We start from the raw sequence: 20,708 nt of genomic DNA, 5'->3' as shown, positions 1-20,708 counted from the left end.
AGTGAAAACAAACGATTGTATTTTTTAGGATTTTTTTAACTACGGTTGCCCTTAAATTTGTCAATCTAACTCAAACACCCTTATGTTGAAACTTCGCTTGGTATTGGCTTTGGCCATATCACCTTTGCTCCTCACCGCACAATCCAACGAGAAGAGTTTTACCGTAAAGTACATAACCCAACCCATTACCGTAGATGGCGTTCTGGACGAATCTGTCTGGGATACAGCTGAAAGTGCACATGGTTTTCAACAGTACTTTCCAACAGATTCTGTTTTGGCCGAGCAAAAGACAGAAATCAAAATGCTTTTTGATGATACCACCCTGTATATTGGGATTCGCCAGGAAGCCGAAGGAAAGGAATATATCACTCCCTCCTTGCGTAGGGATTACCGCGCCGGTAACAGCGACAACATAACCCTATTGTTTGATACGTTTAATGACGGAACCAATGCCTTTCTATTTGGAATCAACCCATTGGGCGTACGAAGAGAGGCCTTAATTTCCGGTGGAGGCAATGACCTCAGGGGATTTACCACCTCATGGGATGTGAAATGGCGCGGTGAATCAAAAATTCACGATACGTATTACATCTCGGAAATGGCCATTCCTTTGACCTCCTTTAAATTCAGGGAAGGTGAGACTAAATGGCGATTCAACAGCTACCGTTTTGATTTGCAAAGCAATGAACGTAGTAATTGGACCAAAATACCCCAAAACCAGTGGGTCTTCAATTTGGCCTTTATGGGCGATATGCATTTTGAAAAACCACTGGGGAAATCAAGAACCCCCTTAGCTTTAATTCCCTATATCAACGGGATTTCAGGCAAGGATTTTGAAAATAATGAGTCCAGAAACAATGTAAAAATCGGAGGGGATGCCAAAGTTGCCATTGGAAATGGAATGAATCTGGATATTACCCTCAATCCGGATTTTTCACAGGTAGAAGTGGATAATTTTATCACCAACCTTACCCGCTTTGAGGTGTCGCTTCCGGAAAGACGTCAATTTTTTATTGACAACAGTGACCTTTTTTCCACTTTTGGGGGTGGCAGGGACGCCAATCCATTTTTCTCCAGGAGAATTGGTATTGCCAAAGATGCTGATGATAATACCATAGAGAACAAAATTATTGGTGGGGTGCGTTTGAGTGGCAAACTCAACAATAATCTTAGACTTGGGTTTCTTAACATTCAGACCGAAGAAGATGAGGCCAATGAAATAGCCTCCAACAATAATATGATGTTGGCCTTACAACACAAGGTTTTTTCAAGATCGAATGTTGGCATGTTCTTTATCAATAGACAAACTTTTGATGCTCCCAATTTCTTGGAAGAGAGCGAAGAATATAATCGTGTGGTGGGTATGGATTATAACTTAGCCAGCGCGGACAACACTTGGAGTGGTAAATTCTATGGGCATAAGTCTTTTCAGCCCAATGACACGAAAGGTAATTATTCCTTGGGAGCCTTTACCAACTACAATGCGAAGAACTATGGAGCTTTTATAGACTTAGTTTATATTGATGAAGATTTCGAATCGGATTTAGGATTTATCCCCAGAACGGATATTTTCAAAATAGCCGCCAATTTCAATCGAAATTTTTGGCCCAAGGATCGTAAAATCAATAACCACAGCATAGCGCTTTTTTCCATTTACACCTGGCGGCCAGGTTTGGATTATCAGAACACAGATTACTACTATAATGTGAATTGGGGAGCGGAATTCAACAATCTTTCCATGCTCAATGCAGATATTACCCACAGGTTTATCTATTTGACAGATGAATTTGAACCCACAGGTAAGGATGGAGCCGTTGCCCTTCCAGCTAATCGCGGCTACCATTTTACTGCCTCTACGGTGGAGTATCAATCCGATCGTAGAAAGACATTTTCGTTTGGGGTTATGCCAACCTATGGTCAGTTCTTTAATGGCAATCGCTTTTCTGTTGAAGGAGATTTAAATTTCAGGTTGCAACCTGTGGTCAATTTATCCATGAATCTTAATTATGACCATATTGAATTACCTGCCCCCTACGCAAGAGCAGATATATGGCTTGTGGCCCCGAGGGTGGATATTACGTTTAGCAAATCCATTTTTTGGTCAACTTTGGTGCAGTACAGCAACCAGAGGGACAATCTTGGTTTCAACTCCAGGCTGCAATGGCGTTTTGCACCTCTTTCTGATTTGTTTTTGGTATACAATGACAATTATTTTGTCAATACCTTTATGCCCAGAAATAGGTCCATTAACCTAAAGCTTACCTATTGGCTCAATATTTAGCATGAATTTTAAGATACTTTGTTCGGATTTGGACGGTACCCTCCTGTCCAGCAAGAATGACGTTTCCGATTTTACAGTTTCGGAAATAAATCGGATAAAAAACCAAATGCGGGTGGTACTGGTTTCGGCCCGTATGCCCAAGTCCATGAGGTATCTCCAGGATAGAATGGATATTGGAGGTAATCCTTTGGTTTGTTATAACGGCGCCTTGGTTTTGCACAATGCGGATGAGCTTTGCAACATTATGATATCCATTAATCAAGCTAAAGAACTCCATACTGTTTGCAATGGCCGTGGGATAAAGCTTGGACTTTATCAAAATGATGAATGGTGTGTGGAAGGGACTTCAGAACGGGTGGAAAAGGAAATTTTTAACACCAAGGCCCAACCCATATTTGAATCCACTGCCAAAACCCTACAACGATGGGAACAGAATAATACTGGCCCACATAAAATCATGCTTATGGGTTCCAAGGGCATGATGGATGAAATTACCCCGGTTTTGGAATCCCGTTTTTCCGATACCATGAATGGTTACCGATCTAATGACACCTTAATCGAAATTGCTCCTAAAACAGTCTCCAAATTGGGTGCCATCCAATCTTTATTACAGTCGGATGAATCTCTTGAAGATGTAATCGCCTTTGGGGATAATTTCAATGATGTGGAGATGTTGCAAAAGGTAGGCTGCGGGGTTGCTGTTGCCAATGGTCGCGACAAAGCAAAAGCAGTGGCCAATTGGGTTACTTTGAGCAATAAGGAACATGGGGTGGCCCAATTTATCAAGGACCATCTTTGATTTTCCTATATTTGGGAGTCACTAGATTTATTGTATGAACCAACTACCTTTTACCGAAGATACCATCATCTTTGGTCTTCTCTGTTTATGTCTCGGTTTTGTTTTTTACACCTCATCCATTAAGACAGGCTTTTGGAAAAAATTCTATGGTATTGTGCCAACAGTGCTCATGTGTTATTTGCTTCCGGCCATCTTGGCCAGTACGGGAATCGTGGATGAAAAATCCTCGAATACCTATTATATGGCTAGTCGGTATTTGTTGCCTGCAGCCTTGATCCTAATGACCTTGAGCATAGACCTAAAGGCCATTGCAAACTTGGGTTCCAAAGCATTGATCATGTTTTTGACCGGATCGGCAGGAATTATCATTGGAGGGCCCATTGCTATATTGATTGTATCCATATTTTCTCCAGAAACGGTTGGCGGTAATGGATTTGACGCTGTATGGCGCGGGTTGGCCACAATTGCAGGGAGCTGGATAGGTGGCGGGGCCAATCAAGCGGCCATGTTGGAAGTTTTCCAATTTAACCAGGAAAAGTATGGCGGAATGGTGCTGGTGGACATTGTGGTAGCCAATCTTTGGATGGCCATACTGTTATTGGGTATCGGTAAAACCAAAAAAATAGATAATTGGTTGAAGGCGGATACCTCATCCATTGAAGAACTGAAGGAAAAAGTCAGCACGCATACAGCGAAAATAGCACGCGTGACTTCCCTACATGATTTTATGATGATGTTGCTTTATGCTTTTGCAGGGGTTGGAATCGCACATTTAGCGGGACATCACTTTGCGGAGTTTTTGGAAGCCAATTTTGAGGTCATCCGGAATAAGGAAAAAATTTTGTCATCCCTAGGTTCTAAATTTCTATGGATGGTGGTTTTTGCCACGACCATTGGGATAGGTCTTTCCTTTACCAAGGCCAAAAACTACGAGGGAGCCGGGGCCAGTAAGATAGGAGGCATGTTTATTTACATTTTGGTGGCAACCATTGGGATGAAAATGGATTTGGGCCGCGTTATGGAAAATCCTGGACTCATTGCCATTGGTCTGGTTTGGATTACCATCCATGCAGGTTTGTTGATCTTGGTGGCCAAATTGATCAAGGCACCTTATTTCTTTTTGGCGGTGGGCAGTCAAGCCAATGTAGGCGGGGCTGCTTCAGCACCGGTTGTAGCGGCAGAGTTTCACCCCTCCTTGACCTCAGTTGGGATTTTGCTGGCCGTTTTTGGATATGTGGTGGGTACCGCGGGCGCCTATTTATGTGCTTTGCTCATGGAAGTTGCTTCCAAGGTTTAATTATTCCATAAGTTTATGCATATTTGCCACGCAAAAATTTTATTCATGAAGCGGATTTTATCAGTTTTGACCCTCCTTGTGCTTTTGATATCCTGTGCAAGCAAAACCGAAAATACAATGACGGTTTCGGGGAACATCAAAGGACTTAAAAAGGGAACCTTATACCTTCAACATTTTAAGGACTCTACTTTGGTTGTTTTGGATTCTGTTGAGATTCAAGGTGATGGGAACTTTGTCTTCGCCCATGAATTGGATGAACCCGATGTATTCTACCTCTATCTGAATAAACAAGACAACAACGACCTCAACGATCGTATTACCTTTTTTGGTGAATCGGGGGACATTACCATCAACACAAATTGGAATACTTTTGACCTAAACCCTGAAATTTCCGGTTCCATCAGCAATAAAAAGCTAGAGGAATTCAATGAGATGATGTCACAATTCGGGATACGGGAATTGGAATTATTTCAGTTGGCTGCCCAACCTGAATTCCAAGAAGATACCCTTAAACAGGATTCCATTCAAAGACTTATCGATAGAAATGTACTAGGCACGTACAGGTACGCTCTAAATTTTGGGTTGATCAATGGGGATTCGTATGTTACCCCCTATCTTATGACTACAGTAGCAGAAGTGGTAAATCCTATATATTTGGATTCCGTTTACAAGGTACTGGAACCCCAGGTAGCTTCCTCCAAGTACGGGAAACTTCTAAGGGCACAATTGGATGGCCAATAGTATCTAGTTGGAGAGCTTGTTGAACTCTTGAACCAAGGCCATTGCCTTTTCTTCCAATAGATTTCGGATATTTTTAAAATGGGCTTTGTGGTTTTCCACATCCTTTTGATGGATCTTGGCCATAAGCTCATCAAAAACGTTAATGGCTTTGTCAATGATTACGGTTCCCTCTTCTGAATCTTTTTTATCAGAACCAGCTTCCCACAGGTAAACCGCCTCAATAATGTCTCCCAAGACAAAATTGACATCTTTCTTTAAATCGCGAATACTTGCCATACTAGTGTTTTTTCAAATGTACTATTAAATGGTTACTTCTAAAAGTTTGACTCCTTCTGTAGCAATGTTAATTTTTGTGCTGGCAGCAGGAACCAATACTGTTTCACCTTTCCTTATAAGTGCACTGCCTCCATCATTGCTTATGTTCGCTTCCCCTCCCACACACATGTAAATGCTAAAGGAATCCCTGTTTGTGACATCCTGTTCTAGGGAATTGGTGAGTTCCATGAAATTGGTTTTGAAATATGGGCAATCCACCATTTCATTTACCCTGTCCTGTTCATTGGAATAATTTACCTTGAAATCATCCTTCTTGGCATAGTCCATGGCATCCAAAGCCAATTCGGTATGTAATTCCCTGAGATTTCCGTTTTTATCCCTTCGGTTAAAGTCGAAAACCCTGTATGTCACATCTGAAGTCTGCTGGATTTCGGCCAGCAATACCCCAGCCCCAATTGCATGGATTTTACCCGTATTGATGAAAAAGGTATCCCCTTCAGCTACTTCCTCATAGTTCATTAAACTTTCCAAGGTTCCTTCCTCCAAGCTTTTTACATACTCTTCCTTTTCTACATCCCTGTTAAAACCCACAATCAGTTTTGCTCCTGGATCGGCGTCCATCACATACCACATTTCGGTTTTTCCAAAGGAATTATGCCTTTTTTTGGCCAATTCGTCATTAGGGTGCAACTGAATGGACAAGTCTTGTTTGGCATCAATAAACTTGATCAAAATAGGAAAATCCAACCCAAAACGCTCAACCACACTTTTACCCAATAAGGCCTCTCCATTACTTTGAATCAGTTCTTGCAATGAAGTGCCCTTCAAATCTCCATTTTCAACCACCGAAATATCACCATCAACCCCGGAAAGCTCCCAGCTTTCACCAGTAATTTCGCTTTCTATGGATTTGTTCAGTACATCTTTTAGCTTGGTCCCACCCCAAAGTCGTTCTTTAAGAATGGGAGTAAATTTTAAAGGGTAATTGTTCATTTTATCCTGAGTATGTTACAAAATTTCGAGGGGTTTCATAGAGCACCACCTCAAGTTCTTTGTCTTTATGAATATGTGGTCTTAGTTTATTCCAGATCACGATTGCGATGTTTTCTGCGGTGGGATTCAATTCCTTGAATTCCGGAACATCCAAGTTCAAATTTTTATGATCTAAGGCCTCTTCCACATGTTCCTTGATCAATTCTTTCAAAACCTTTAAATCCATAACAAAGCCGGTTTCTGGATCAATTTCTCCCGTAACACTCACAATAAGGTCGTAGTTGTGTCCGTGGTATCTGGGATTGTTACATTTTCCAAAAATGGCATCGTTCTTTTCATCGCTCCAATCCGACCTAAACAATCGATGCGCAGCATTGAAACTTGCCTTTCTGCTTGCCTTAACCTTCATGTTCGGTATTATTATCGGTTAGGTAATCGTAAAAACGCTCAAAAATAATCTTGAACCAGGCCGTATACTTATCTGGATTTAGGGCTATATCCTGTTTAATATCCGAAGGCTGCATCCATTTCCAACCTTCAACTTCCTCGGGATTTATATGGGGTGAATCGTTGTAATGGCCCATCATCACATGATCTAGCTCATGCTCTGTCAACCCATTGTCAAATGGAGCTTTATAAATAAAGGAAAACAGCTCTCGAAGCTCTGTGGAAAATCCCATTTCCTCCATCAATCGCCTTTTACCAGCTTGAATATTGGTTTCACCGTCACGTTGGTGGCTGCAACAGGTGTTGGTCCATAAAAGTGGGGAATGGTATTTATCCTTCGCCCGTTGTTGCAACATGGTCTCCCCCTTGTTGTTCATTATAAATACGGAAAAAGCTCTGTGAAGTACTGCTTTTTCATGGGCTTCCATCTTGGGCATCAAACCAATGGGTTCATCATTGGTGTTGACCAATATCACCTTTTCCTCTTCCATGGGGTAAAAATATGACCTTTGTCACGATTTAAACCCTAAGAGTTTCTAAAAAATGTGGCTTTTGCTGAATTATTTAGAAGAATCGAGGAGATTTTAGGTTCCCCAAATTCTTGATGAAATCGTATCTGAAGATTACTTCAAAGGAACCATCATTAAATGTGGCAGCGCCTAAATCCGTAATTTCCCGATCGTAGGCAAGTCCCAAAAAGATTTCATCAGACAGTCGGAAGCCTACAAGCCCACTGAAGGCAGCATCCCAACGGTACGCAATTCCTCCAACAAATTTCTCATTGAGCATGAAGTTGGCCGAGAGGTCCACTTGCAAAGGAGCTCCTTGGACCATTTTTCCCAAAACCGTTGGTTTGAATTTTAAAAATGGATTGATATCCCAAACGTAGCCGGTAATCATATACCAATTGATACGTTCTTTGGCGGTAGATACCGAGGCTTGATCAAAATGCGTAGTTTCCAGCAATCTCGGTACAGAAGCACCCGCATAAAATCGATCCGTATGATAATACACCCCAGCTCCGATATTGGGTGAAAACTTATTGCGAATGTCCTGTTGGGCCTGTAATTGTGGGTCAATCTCAAATTCATCCAATTCCGAATATCGAATATCCAACATATGGGCGCTGGCCTTAAGACCAAAGCTCAGTTTACCATCAAAAGAAGTTTGAATAGTATAGGAGAAATCCACATCAAAATAGGTTTCCGAGGTGGGCCCAATTTTATCATTTACCACTGAAAGACCAAGGCCGACACCTCGGTATCCCAAAGGGGTGTGTACGTTGAGCGTTTGGGTTTCAGGTGCACCATCCAATCCCAACCATTGGTTCCGATATAGCGCAGCTATGCTTAAATGCCCCCGGGAGCCCGCATAACCAGGATTTACGCTTACCGTGTTATACATGTATTGGGTATACTGGGCATCCTGCTGTGCATGAATCGAAGGAGCCAAGCACAACACTATCAAAATCCGCAACCATTTTATTTTTTTCCTAATATCCTTTACCACAGCTTCAAATTCGTTTATCGGTTAATGTATAGGTAGCCTGATAGCTGGTTCATTCTTCCTGTTGGGTCTTGGTAGTCTATGATATAGAAATACGTACCTACAGGGAGTTTGTTATCCTTGTTAACAGTTACCCTTCCTTCAGAAGTGCCATCGAAGACATTTCCGGTGGTGTTGTATGACTTGGTTGCGTAGACCTGCACACCCCATCTGTTATAAATCTTTACTGTGTTGTTTGGATAATCTTCTAAATTATTTATGGTGAATACATCATGGATTCCATCTCCATTGGGCGTTATCACATTGATCACATCAATGGCATCAACTTGGGTTGGCCCAAGGTCAGAATCAAGATAGTTCGGTATATTATCCCCATCCGAATCGTCATTAGCGTAGTTGCCGTCACCATTCAAATCTTCGTCAATGGTGGCAATTCCGTCATCATCGTCGTCTTCATCTCTATAATCTAGCACCCCATCCGAATCGGTATCCATCAAGTTGGTAATAGGATCATCTATTTCATCATTGACATCTATATCTATGGCTGTTGAACCCTCAAATGCATCATCAAGTCCATCATTGTCCTTATCTGACCCTGTTATGGTTACATCCGCAATCCCGTCTTGGTCTCGGTCGTTTCCTTCAATTAGGTCTGGTACATTATCATCATCACTATCCTCATCCACATAATCCGGAATGCCATCTCCTTCGGTATCAACTGGAATCAATCCCACGTTTCCTCCATTTTCGTAAGCGTCATCCAAGCCATTGTCATTGGCATCTGTCAAACTTGGTGGAATATATCCGAATGTGGGTTGGGCCTCCACATTATCCGGAATACCATCGTTATCGCTATCTATGTCCAGATAATCAGGAATACCATCCGCATCCGTATCAGTTGGGTCCGTAGTGGGATCGTTATCATTATCCGTGTTCAAATCCTCAAAAGCGTCAACAATTCCATCATTATCAGCATCTAAATCGATGGTAGGAACATTCACCATAATGGTAATGGTGGCAGTACTACAGTTAGCCGCGCCATCACAAATGGTATAATCCAGGGAATCAGTTCCCAAATAGCCTGGATTTGGGGTATATGTGATGAAATCATCCGAAGGATTGGTCGGTGTTCCGTTATCATTTAAGACGATGGATCCATTTGTAGGGCTTGTGGTTGTAATACTTCCAGTAAGCGGTAGATCATTGTCATTGGCCAACATATCAATGTCCAAGGCAACATCTTGATCTGTAGCTACCGAATCATCCAAAGCATCCACAATTGGGAGCACATCAACAGTTACCGTTGCAGTGCTACATGCCCCAAATAAGTTACATAAGGTATAGTCAAAAGTGTCGGTTCCGTTGAAATCTGGATCCGGTATGTAGGTCACAATATCGTCCGTTGGGTCATTGGCCGTGCCATTATCGTTAATTGTCACACTCCCGTTTGCAGGATCCGTTGTGGTAAGAATGCCATCGGTTGGTAAATCCGTATCATTGGCGAAAATATCCACCACCACACTATCATCTTCATCCACAGAAACAATATCGTCCATCAAATTACCGGATTGACTCATACAAACTACTGTGAATCTGGGGAGTTCGCTGGAATTCCCTGCTTTGCTTATGGTGGCTACATAGCGTTCCACGGTCTGGGTGCTGGTCACTGTGGGTTGGGTCTGATCTCCTGAGAGCGCAGGGTTCCAACTTACGGTGGCTCCCGAGGGAATACTGGCAGCAATATTCAAGGTAACCTGATTGTCTGGAGCAGCACAATCCGTCAAAATAAAGTAACCTGTGGCATTGGAACCACAAAGCGTTCCGTCATAAGTGGCAAAATACACTCCAGGTTGGGTAGCTTCGTAAAAAAAGTCTGTTCCCAAAACGGTTCCCAAATCTGAGGCCTCATACCATTGATAGTTGGTTTCATCACCACTATTGGGAGCTTGCAGCAAGAATTGTGCTTGTAATAACTGACTTCCAAACAGGAAGGCCAGCACTACAAATAATAAAGACTTATGTGGGGCAAATAATCTCAAAATCTTTGTTCAGTCTTTATGTTATTTTACAACGAATACAACATTGATCAATGAATTGTAGCCTGTGGGTACCGCATCTACTGTATAAGACATAACTCCTGTGTCGCTGATAGATACTCCAGAGAATACACTTGTATCATAATAGGTGATATAATAATGCAATTCATTGGCCGCATAGGTTGGAATAGCACTCGGTGCCGAGGGATTACTAACCGCTGGGCTTCCATATTGGGCCACATATTGGGCATGTAAATCGATTGGCGTAGCCGCTCCTACCGAAGAAGCAGGCACAGCAATTGAAGGTGGGTAGAAAATACGCGCAGCTTTTGATGTAATGGGCGCAATGGCTTGAATAGCCTCTTCTACTGTTGTTTCGTTTGTAGGCGATGCTTCTCCCGCTTCATCCATGTCCACAGGGGTAACCAAATCTACTTCGCTGGCGTTTTGATCATCGGTACTCACAGCACTTATGTCCACGGTAACCGGGGCAGCACCATCGTCCTGCAAGGAAATCGCAAGCTCACCGGTACCGGAGTTGAAAGTAAAGCTATCCACCGTTTGGTCATCTGTATCGGTATCCACTCCGCTTATGTCAACCGTGACAGGCGCCGCTCCATCATCTTCCAAAGAAATCGCAAGCTCGCCCGTACCGGCATTGAAGGTAAGTCCATCAACGGTCTGATCATCCGTACTGACTCCACTTATGTCAACCGTGACAGGGGCAGCGCCATCGTCCTCAAGGGAGATCGCAAGCTCGCCCGTCCCCGCATTGAAGGTCAACGCGTCGACAGTCTGGTCATCCGTATCTGTATCCACTCCGCTTATATCAACCGTGACGGGGGCAGCACCATCGTCCTCAAGGGAGATTGCAAGTTCGCCTGTTCCAGCATTGAATGTAAGTCCATCGACCGTCTGATCATCCGTATCTGTATCAACTCCGCTTATATCCACGGTCACAGGGGCAGCACCATCGTCCTCCAAAGAGATCGCAAGCTCGCCCGTACCCGCATTGAAAGTAAGCCCATCGACCGTTTGGTCGTCGGTACTTACACCGCTTATATCCACGGTAACCGGGGCCGCTCCATCATCCTCCAGGGAAATCGCCAATTCGCCTGTTCCAGCATTGAATGTAAGTCCATCGACCGTCTGATCATCCGTATCTGTATCAACTCCGCTTATATCCACAGTCACAGGGGCAGCACCATCGTCCTCCAAAGAGATCGCAAGCTCGCCCGTACCGGCATTGAAGGTCAATCCGTCGACCGTCTGATCATCGGTATCTGTATCCACTCCGCTTATGTCAACCGTAACAGGGGCAGCGCCATCGTCCTCAAGGGAGATTCCAAGCTCACCGGTCCCGGCATTGAACGTCAATCCGTCAACAGTTTGATCGTCGGTATCTGTATCAACACCGCTTATATCCACGGTCACAGGGGCAGCACCATCGTCCTCAAGGGAGATCGCAAGCTCGCCGGTTCCGGCATTGAATGTAAGTCCATCGACCGTTTGGTCGTCCGTACTTACTCCACTTATGTCAACCGTGACAGGGGCAGCACCATCATCTTCCAATGAGATCGCCAGTTCGCCCGTACCCGCATTGAAGGTCAATCCATCCACTGTTTGGTCATCCGTGCTCACTCCACTTATGTCAACTGTGACAGGGGCAGCACCATCGTCCTCAAGGGAGATCGCAAGCTCGCCTGTTCCGGCATTGAATGTAAGTCCATCAACTGTCTGGTCATCCGTATCTGTATCAACTCCGCTTATATCCACGGTAACAGGGGCAGCACCATCATCCTCAAGGGAGATTGCAAGCTCGCCTGTCCCTGCATTGAAGGTCAATCCATCGACCGTCTGGTCGTCGGTACTTACTCCACTTATGTCTACGGTCACGGGGGCAGCACCATCGTCCTCAAGGGAGATCGCAAGCTCACCCGTACCGGCATTGAAGGTCAATCCGTCGACCGTCTGATCATCGGTATCTGTATCCACTCCGCTTATGTCAACCGTAACAGGGGCAGCGCCATCGTCCTCAAGGGAGATTGCAAGCTCACCGGTCCCGGCATTGAAGGTAAGACCATCGACCGTTTGGTCATCCGTGCTCACTCCACTTATATCCACGGTAACCGGGGCCGCACCATCATCTTCCAATGAGATCGCCAGTTCGCCCGTTCCTGCGTTGAAGGTCAATCCATCGACCGTTTGGTCGTCCGTGCTTACTCCGCTTATATCCACGGTAACGGGGGCAGCGCCATCGTCCTCAAGGGAGATCGCAAGCTCACCCGTACCGGCGTTGAATGTAAGTCCATCGACTGTTTGGTCGTCCGTACTTACCCCACTTATGTCTACGGTTACTGGGGCTACACCATCGTCCTCAAGGGAGATCGCAAGCTCACCCGTACCGGCGTTGAAGGTCAATCCATCAACGGTCTGGTCATCGGTATCGGTGTCCACTCCGCTTATATCCACGGTCACAGGGGCCGCACCATCATCCTCAAGGGAGATCGCAAGCTCGCCCGTTCCTGCGTTAAAGGTCAATCCATCGACCGTTTGGTCATCGGTATCCACACCGCTTATGTCTACGGTAACTGGGGCCGCTCCATCATCCTCCAAAGAGATCGCAAGCTCGCCCGTACCGGCGTTGAAGGTCAATCCATCGACCGTCTGGTCATCGGTACTGACTCCACTTATATCCACGGTAACAGGTGCGGCGCCATCATCCTCTAGGGAGATCGCAAGCTCTCCAGTTCCTGCGTTGAAGGTCAATCCGTCCACCGTTTGGTCGTCCGTATCTGTATCAACACCGCTGATATCCACGGTCACAGGTGCGGCGCCATCGTCCTCAAGGGAGATGGCCAGTTCGCCCGTCCCCGCATTGAAAGTAAGCCCATCGACCGTTTGGTCGTCGGTATCAACACCACTTATATCAACTGTAACGGGAGCCGCTCCATCATCCTCAAGGGAGATCGCAAGCTCACCCGTACCGGCGTTGAATGTAAGTCCATCGACTGTTTGGTCGTCCGTACTTACCCCACTTATGTCTACGGTTACTGGGGCTACACCATCGTCCTCAAGGGAGATTGCAAGTTCGCCAGTCCCTGCGTTGAAGGTCAGTCCATCGACCGTCTGGTCATCCGTATCTGTATCAAGGGCCGAAAGATCAACTGTGACAGGGGCAGCGCCATCGTCCTCAAGGGAGATTGCAAGTTCGCCGGTCCCCGCATTGAACGTCAAGCCATCGACTGTCTGGTCATCGGTACTGACTCCACTTATATCCACGGTAACGGGAGCCACGCCGTCATCCTCCAAGGAAATGGCAAGCTCGCCCGTCCCAGCGTTGAAGGTCAATCCATCAACGGTTTGGTCATCTGTATCAACACCGCTTATGTCAACGGTCACAGGGGCAGCACCATCGTCCTCAAGGGAGATCGCAAGCTCGCCAGTTCCCGCATTGAAGGTCAAGCCATCCACGGTCTGGTCATCCGTACTTACTCCGCTTATGTCTACGGTCACAGGGGCAGCACCATCGTCCTCCAAAGAGATCGCAAGCTCGCCCGTTCCGGCATTGAAGGTCAATCCGTCAACGGTCTGGTCGTCCGTACTTACCCCACTTATGTCTACGGTCACAGGGGCAGCACCATCGTCCTCAAGGGAAATGGCCAGTACGCCTGTTCCCGCATTGAAGGTCAATCCATCCACTGTTTGGTCGTCGGTGCCTGTAAAGCTTGTTAGTGTACCATTTTCACTTGTGTAAGTAAAGGTTCCATCCAAATTATCTGTTAATGTTGTTATGGTTTCAGAAATACTTACGGACGCAACGTTCAGATAAAGTCCGCCGTCAGTTCCTGCGCTTATATCGTTGTTGGCGTTCGCACTGATCAAGTCCACTGTGGATGGTGCCACTCCATCATCTTCCAATGAAATGCTCAATTCACCACCGGTTATTGATAAGTTGTCAATTGTCTGGTCATCCGTATCGGTATCAAGGGCGGAAAGGTCAACCGTGACAGGGGCAGCGCCATCGTCCTCAAGGGAGATTGCCAGTTCACCTGTTCCTGCATTGAATGTCAATCCATCGACAGTCTGATCATCTGTACTTACCCCGCTTATATCCACGGTAACCGGGGCAGCACCGTCGTCTTCAAGGGAGATCGCAAGTTCGCCTGTTCCAGCGTTAAAGGTCAACCCGTCGATTGTTTGATCGTCTGTATCGGTATCAAGGGCCGAAAGATCAACTGTTACAGGGGCAGCTCCATCATCTTCCAAAGAGATTGCAAGTTCTCCTGTTCCAGCGTTGAATGTCAATCCGTCGACAGTTTGGTCATCCGTGCTCACTCCGCTTATATCCACGGTCACAGGGGCCGCTCCATCATCTTCCAAGGAGATTGCAAGCTCGCCTGTTCCGGCATTGAATGTCAATCCGTCGACCGTTTGGTCATCCGTATCTGTATCAAGGGCCGAAAGATCAACTGTTACAGGGGCAGCTCCATCATCTTCCAAAGAGATTGCAAGTTCTCCTGTTCCAGCGTTGAATGTCAATCCGTCAACGGTCTGGTCGTCGGTATCGGTATCAACACCGCTTATGTCTACCGTAACAGGTGCGGTGCCATCGTCCTCAAGGGAGATCGCCAGTTCGCCTGTTCCGGCATTGAAAGTCAATCCATCAACTGTTTGGTCATCCGTATCGGTATCAAGGGCCGAAAGATCAACCGTGACAGGGGCAGCGCCATCGTCCTCAAGGGAGATTGCAAGTTCACCTGTCCCCGCATTGAAGGTCAATCCGTCCACTGTTTGGTCATCTGTATCGGTATCAAGGGCCGAAAGGTCAACTGTCACAGGGGCAGCGCCATCGTCCTCCAAGGAAATAGCCAGCTCGCCCGTACCGGCATTGAAGGTTAATCCGTCGACCGTTTGGTCATCCGTATCTGTATCAAGGGCCGAAAGATCAACTGTTACAGGGACAGCTCCATCATCTTCCAAAGAGATTGCAAGTTCTCCTGTTCCAGCGTTGAATGTCAATCCGTCAACGGTCTGGTCGTCGGTATCGGTATCAACACCGCTTATGTCTACCGTGACAGGTGCGGCGCCATCGTCCTCAAGGGAGATTGCCAGTTCGCCTGTTCCGGCATTGAAAGTCAATCCGTCGACAGTTTGGTCATCCGTGCTCACTCCGCTTATATCCACGGTAACCGGGGCAGCACCGTCGTCTTCAAGGGAGATCGCAAGTTCGCCTGTTCCAGCGTTAAAGGTCAACCCGTCGATTGTTTGATCGTCTGTATCGGTATCAAGGGCCGAAAGATCAACTGTTACAGGGGCAGCTCCATCATCTTCCAAAGAGATTGCAAGTTCTCCTGTTCCAGCGTTGAATGTCAATCCGTCGACAGTTTGGTCATCCGTGCTCACTCCGCTTATATCCACGGTCACAGGGGCAGCACCATCATCTTCCAATGAGATCGCCAGTTCGCCCGTTCCTGCATTGAAGCTTAATCCATCAACGGTCTGGTCATCGGTACTGACTCCACTTATATCCACGGTAACAGGTGCGGCGCCATCATCCTCCAGGGAGATCGCAAGCTCGCCTGTTCCGGCATTGAAGGTCAATCCATCGACTGTTTGGTCGTCCGTACTTACTCCACTTATATCTACGGTCACTGGGGCAACACCGTCGTCCTCAAGGGAGATTGCAAGTTCGCCGGTCCCCGCATTGAAGGTGAGGCCATCGACTGTTTGGTCGTCCGTGCTTACTCCACTAATATCTACTGTAACGGGAGCAACACCATCATCCTCAAGGGAGATCGCAAGCTCGCCTGTTCCGGCATTGAAGGTCAATCCATCGACCGTTTGGTCGTCCGTGCTTACTCCACTTATGTCAACCGAGACAGGGGCCACACCATCGTCCTCCAGGGAGATCGCAAGCTCACCCGTTCCTGCGTTAAAGGTCAATCCGTCAACCGTCTGGTCATCGGTATCGGTATCAACTCCGCTTATGTCAACTGTGACAGGTGCGGCGCCATCGTCCTCAAGGGAGATCGCAAGCTCGCCCGTACCGGCATTGAAGGTCAATCCATCGACCGTTTGGTCGTCCGTGCTCACTCCACTGATATCCACGGTCACTGGGGCTACACCATCGTCCTCCAAGGAAATGGCCAGTTCTCCAGTACCCGCATTGAAGGTCAGGCCATCAACGGTCTGGGCATCCGTACCAGTAAAGCTTGTTGGTGTACCATTTTCACTAGTGTAGGTGAAGGTGCCATCCAAATTATCTGTTAATGTTGTGATGGTTTCAGAAATACTTACGGACGCCACGTTCAGATAAAGTCCGCCGTCAGTTCCTGCACTTATATCGTTGTTGGCATTTCCGCTGATCAGGTCCACCGTGGACGGCGCCACTCCATCATCTTCCAAGGAAATACTCAATTCACCTCCTGTTATAGATAAGTTGTCTATTGTCTGATCATCCGTATCGGTATCCACTCCGCTTATATCCACGGTCACAGGGGCAGCACCATCGTCCTCCAAGGAGATCGCAAGCTCGCCTGTTCCAGCATTGAATGTAAGTCCATCGACTGTCTGGTCATCGGTACTGACTCCACTTATATCTACGGTCACAGGGGCCACACCATCATCCTCAAGGGAGATCGCAAGCTCGCCCGTACCGGCATTGAAGGTCAATCCGTCCACTGTCTGGTCATCGGTATCAACACCACTTATATCAACTGTAACGGGAGCCGCTCCATCATCCTCAAGGGAGATGGCCAGTTCACCAGTACCTGCGTTGAAGGTCAATCCATCAACTGTTTGGTCATCTGTATCCACACCGCTTATATCCACGGTCACAGGGGCAGCTCCATCGTCCTCCAAGGAGATCGCAAGCTCGCCCGTACCGGCATTGAAGGTCAATCCGTCCACTGTCTGGTCATCGGTATCGGTATCCACTCCACTGATATCAACTGTGACAGGGGCAGCACCATCGTCCTCCAGGGAGATCGCAAGCTCGCCCGTTCCGGCATTGAATGTCAATCCGTCGACAGTCTGATCATCCGTACTTACCCCACTTATGTCAACCGTGACAGGGGCTACGCCGTCATCTTCCAAGGAGATTGCAAGCTCGCCCGTTCCTGCATTGAAGGTCAATCCATCGACAGTCTGGTCGTCCGTACTTACCCCGCTTATATCAACGGTAACTGGGGCAGCGCCATCGTCCTCCAAAGAGATTGCAAGCTCGCCCGTTCCGGCATTGAAGGTCAACCCGTCCACGGTCTGGTCATCCGTGCTCACTCCGCTTATATCCACGGTGACAGGTGCGGCGCCATCGTCCTCAAGGGAGATAGCAAGTTCGCCGGTTCCAGCGTTAAAGGTCAATCCATCAACGGTCTGGTCATCGGTATCGGTATCAACACCACTTATATCCACGGTGACAGGGGCAGCGCCATCGTCCTCAAGGGAGATCGCCAACTCGCCCGTACCGGCATTGAATGTAAGTCCATCGACCGTTTGGTCATCCGTACTGACTCCGCTTATGTCAACGGTAACAGGGGCCACGCCGTCATCCTCAAGGGAGATGGCCAATTCGCCAGTACCTGCATTGAATGTAAGTCCATCGACCGTCTGGTCGTCAGTACCTGTAAAGCTTGTAGGAGTACCATTTTCACTCGTGTAGGTGAAGGTTCCATCCAGATTATCCGTTAACGTTGTAATGGTTTCAGAAATACTTACGGACGCCACGTTCAGATAAAGTCCGCCGTCAGTTCCTGCGCTTATATCGTTATTGGCGTTCCCACTGATCAAGTCCACTGTGGATGGTGCCACTCCATCATCTTCCAATGAAATGCTCAATTCACCACTGGCTATCGATAAGTTGTCAATAGTCTGGTCATCGGTATCGGTATCAAGGGCCGAAAGGTCAACTGTGACAGGGGCCACGCCATCGTCCTCAAGGGAGATTGCAAGCTCACCTGTTCCTGCATTGAAGGTCAGGCCATCAACGGTCTGGTCATCGGTATCGGTATCAAGGGCCGAAAGGTCAACTGTGACAGGGGCCACGCCATCATCCTCAAGGGAGATTGCAAGTTCACCTGTCCCTGCGTTGAAGGTCAATCCATCAACTGTCTGGTCATCCGTGTCTGTATCAACTCCGCTTATGTCAACTGTGACAGGGGCAGCACCATCGTCCTCTAGGGAGATCGCAAGCTCACCTGTTCCAGCATTGAATGTCAACCCGTCGACTGTTTGGTCGTCCGTACTGACTCCACTTATGTCAACTGTGACTGGGGCCGCGCCATCATCCTCAAGGGAGATCGCCAGCTCGCCCGTTCCCGCATTGAATGTCAGGGCATCAACAGTCTGATCATCGGTATCTGTATCAACACCGCTTATATCCACGGTCACAGGTGCAGCACCATCGTCCTCAAGAGAGATCGCAAGTTCGCCAGTACCGGCATTGAAAGTAAGTCCATCAACTGTCTGGTCATCGGAACTGACTCCACTTATGTCAACCGTGACAGGGGCCGCGCCATCATCCTCAAGAGAGATCGCAAGCTCGCCTGTCCCTGCATTGAAGGTCAATCCATCGACCGTCTGGTCATCCGTATCTGTATCAACTCCGCTTATGTCAACTGTGACAGGGGCAGCGCCATCATCCTCAAGGGAGATCGCAAGCTCGCCTGTCCCTGCATTGAAGGTCAGTCCATCGACTGTTTGGTCATCCGTATCTGTATCAACTCCGCTTATGTCAACTGTGACAGGGGCAGCACCATCGTCCTCAAGGGAGATCGCAAGCTCGCCGGTTCCGGCATTGAAGGTCAATCCATCGACTGTTTGGTCGTCCGTACTTACTCCACTTATGTCAACCGTGACAGGGGCCGCGCCATCATCCTCAAGGGAGATCGCAAGCTCGCCTGTCCCTGCATTGAATGTAAGTGCGTCAACTGTCTGGTCGTCGGTATCAGTATCTACTCCGCTGATATCCACGGTCACGGGGGCAGCACCATCGTCCTCAAGGGAGATTGCAAGCTCGCCTGTTCCGGCATTGAAGGTCAGTCCATCAACGGTCTGGTCGTCCGTGCTTACTCCACTTATGTCAACCGAGACAGGGGCCACGCCATCGTCCTCCAGGGAGATCGCAAGCTCACCCGTTCCTGCGTTAAAGGTCAATCCGTCAACCGTCTGGTCATCCGTGTCGGTATCCACTCCGCTTATATCCACCGTCACAGGGGCCGCTCCATCGTCCTCAAGGGAGATCGCAAGCTCGCCCGTACCGGCATTGAATGTCAATCCATCGACCGTTTGGTCATCCGTATCGGTATCAAGGGCCGAAAGGTCAACTGTTACAGGGGCCGCTCCATCATCTTCCAAGGAGATTGCAAGTTCACCTGTCCCCGCATTGAAGGTCAATCCGTCAACCGTCTGGTCATCCGTGTCGGTATCCACTCCGCTTATATCCACCGTTACAGGAGCCACGCCATCGTCCTCCAGGGAGATCGCAAGCTCGCCCGTTCCTGCGTTAAAGGTCAACCCATCAACTGTCTGGTCATCGGTATCTGTATCAACACCGCTTATATCCACGGTCACAGGGGCTACGCCATCGTCCTCAAGTGAGATCGCAAGCTCGCCAGTTCCAGCGTTGAAGGTCAATCCGTCTACTGTCTGGTTATCCGTGTCAGTATCTATCAATGCCGCCAATGCTGCTAGGGCAACTGAAAATGTATTCGCGTCGGAATCCGTAATTTCAAGGTTGGTGTTAGTTCCATCAATTCCGAAAGAAGTAATTGTTGTATTGGTATCTGTAAGTGTATCGCTTAAACTGCTTAAATCGACACTTACATTTCCCCCATTTTCCAATGTCAATGTCAATTCATTTGTAGCTCCATCCAACGTAAACCCAGTTAACTGCTGATCATCTGTTGACGTCAATTCCCAAGAATTACCATCCCAGAAATAAATGGTTCCCGTATTGGTATTGACATAAACGTCTCCTGTATCTGCTCCAGCAGGAGTTATTGCTCCTGCCGCGGTGACCAAAGTTCCGCTCAAGACTTCGCAGTTACATTGATCTTGTAGGGTTACTGTGGTTTGAGAAAATGCAATTCCTGTAAAAAGCATGAGGATTGCAACTAAGATGCTCTTTTTCATGGGGTTATGATTAGTAGACATCGGGTCTGGGTTGAATTATTGTAATTGTTAGAGCTTAATAAAGCTTTTAAATCAGTTGTTCTTTTTGCATAGTATTTCTACACTTTACAAAATTACCCTTACCTCTAGGGGGGGAAAATATTTGTTGTGTACGCCTGAAATCCGACGGTATAGGGTTTAAATTCTGAGGTTACCTTT

Annotated in this window: 11 protein-coding genes; 4 read left to right on the top strand and 7 right to left on the bottom strand. The window is 47.2% G+C overall.

The genetic code is table 11. From position 1 onward, the window contains the following. The first annotated feature begins 82 nt into the window (after positions 1–82). From ACOOE0_RS11225 to ACOOE0_RS11210, 4 genes are read left to right on the top strand one after another with little or no spacing between them, the layout of a single operon-like run. Entirely contained in the window at positions 83–2,281 is a 2,199-nt protein-coding gene (locus tag ACOOE0_RS11225) for a DUF5916 domain-containing protein (RefSeq protein ID WP_420399008.1), read from the top strand. Position 2,282: 1 nt separating this feature from the next. Then, positions 2,283–3,080 (top strand): Cof-type HAD-IIB family hydrolase, encoded by a 798-nt coding sequence (locus ACOOE0_RS11220; RefSeq protein ID WP_420399007.1) that lies wholly within the window; start codon positions 2,283–2,285, stop codon positions 3,078–3,080. 34 nt (positions 3,081–3,114) lie between these two features. After that, entirely contained in the window at positions 3,115–4,377 is a 1,263-nt protein-coding gene (locus ACOOE0_RS11215; protein WP_420399006.1) for a DUF819 domain-containing protein, read from the top strand. Positions 4,378–4,422: 45 nt separating this feature from the next. Next, positions 4,423–5,118 carry a DUF4369 domain-containing protein gene (locus tag ACOOE0_RS11210; RefSeq protein WP_420399005.1) on the top strand — a complete coding sequence of 232 codons (696 nt, stop codon included), beginning with the start codon at positions 4,423–4,425 and terminating at the stop codon, positions 5,116–5,118. A 3-nt stretch (positions 5,119–5,121) separates the two neighbouring features. Here the strand turns inward: ACOOE0_RS11210 and ACOOE0_RS11205 are convergent, their stop codons facing one another. From ACOOE0_RS11205 to ACOOE0_RS11175, 7 genes are all read right to left on the bottom strand, one after another. Beyond that, positions 5,122–5,394: a hypothetical protein gene (locus ACOOE0_RS11205; RefSeq protein WP_420399004.1), complete on the bottom strand. Its 273-nt coding sequence runs from the start codon at positions 5,392–5,394 to the stop codon at positions 5,122–5,124. Between the two features lie 24 nt (positions 5,395–5,418). Beyond that, positions 5,419–6,387 (bottom strand): type I phosphomannose isomerase catalytic subunit, encoded by a 969-nt coding sequence (locus ACOOE0_RS11200; RefSeq protein ID WP_420399003.1) that lies wholly within the window; start codon positions 6,385–6,387, stop codon positions 5,419–5,421. A gap of 1 nt (position 6,388) precedes the next feature. Beyond that, entirely contained in the window at positions 6,389–6,796 is a 408-nt protein-coding gene (locus ACOOE0_RS11195) for a 6-pyruvoyl trahydropterin synthase family protein (protein ID WP_420399002.1), read from the bottom strand. Continuing rightward, on the bottom strand, positions 6,786–7,325 hold the full coding sequence (gene idi / locus ACOOE0_RS11190; protein WP_420399001.1) for an isopentenyl-diphosphate Delta-isomerase: 540 nt from the start codon (positions 7,323–7,325) through the stop codon (positions 6,786–6,788). Before idi ends, ACOOE0_RS11195 begins: the two co-directional genes overlap by 11 nt. A gap of 73 nt (positions 7,326–7,398) precedes the next feature. Beyond that, positions 7,399–8,310 (bottom strand): type IX secretion system membrane protein PorP/SprF, encoded by a 912-nt coding sequence (locus tag ACOOE0_RS11185; RefSeq protein ID WP_420399000.1) that lies wholly within the window; start codon positions 8,308–8,310, stop codon positions 7,399–7,401. A 47-nt stretch (positions 8,311–8,357) separates the two neighbouring features. After that, the gene (locus tag ACOOE0_RS11180; RefSeq protein ID WP_420398999.1) at positions 8,358–10,379 is read right to left on the bottom strand and encodes a gliding motility-associated C-terminal domain-containing protein; all 2,022 of its coding nucleotides are present in this window, start codon (positions 10,377–10,379) and stop codon (positions 8,358–8,360) included. A gap of 21 nt (positions 10,380–10,400) precedes the next feature. Further along, on the bottom strand, positions 10,401–20,510 hold the full coding sequence (locus ACOOE0_RS11175; RefSeq protein ID WP_420398998.1) for a beta strand repeat-containing protein: 10,110 nt from the start codon (positions 20,508–20,510) through the stop codon (positions 10,401–10,403). Positions 20,511–20,708: the final 198 nt, after the last annotated feature.

It is taken from the genome of Flagellimonas sp. (genome assembly GCF_965215805.1).
Lineage (GTDB): Bacteria > Bacteroidota > Bacteroidia > Flavobacteriales > Flavobacteriaceae > Flagellimonas.
This window is presented reverse-complemented; position numbering and strand designations above follow the sequence as displayed.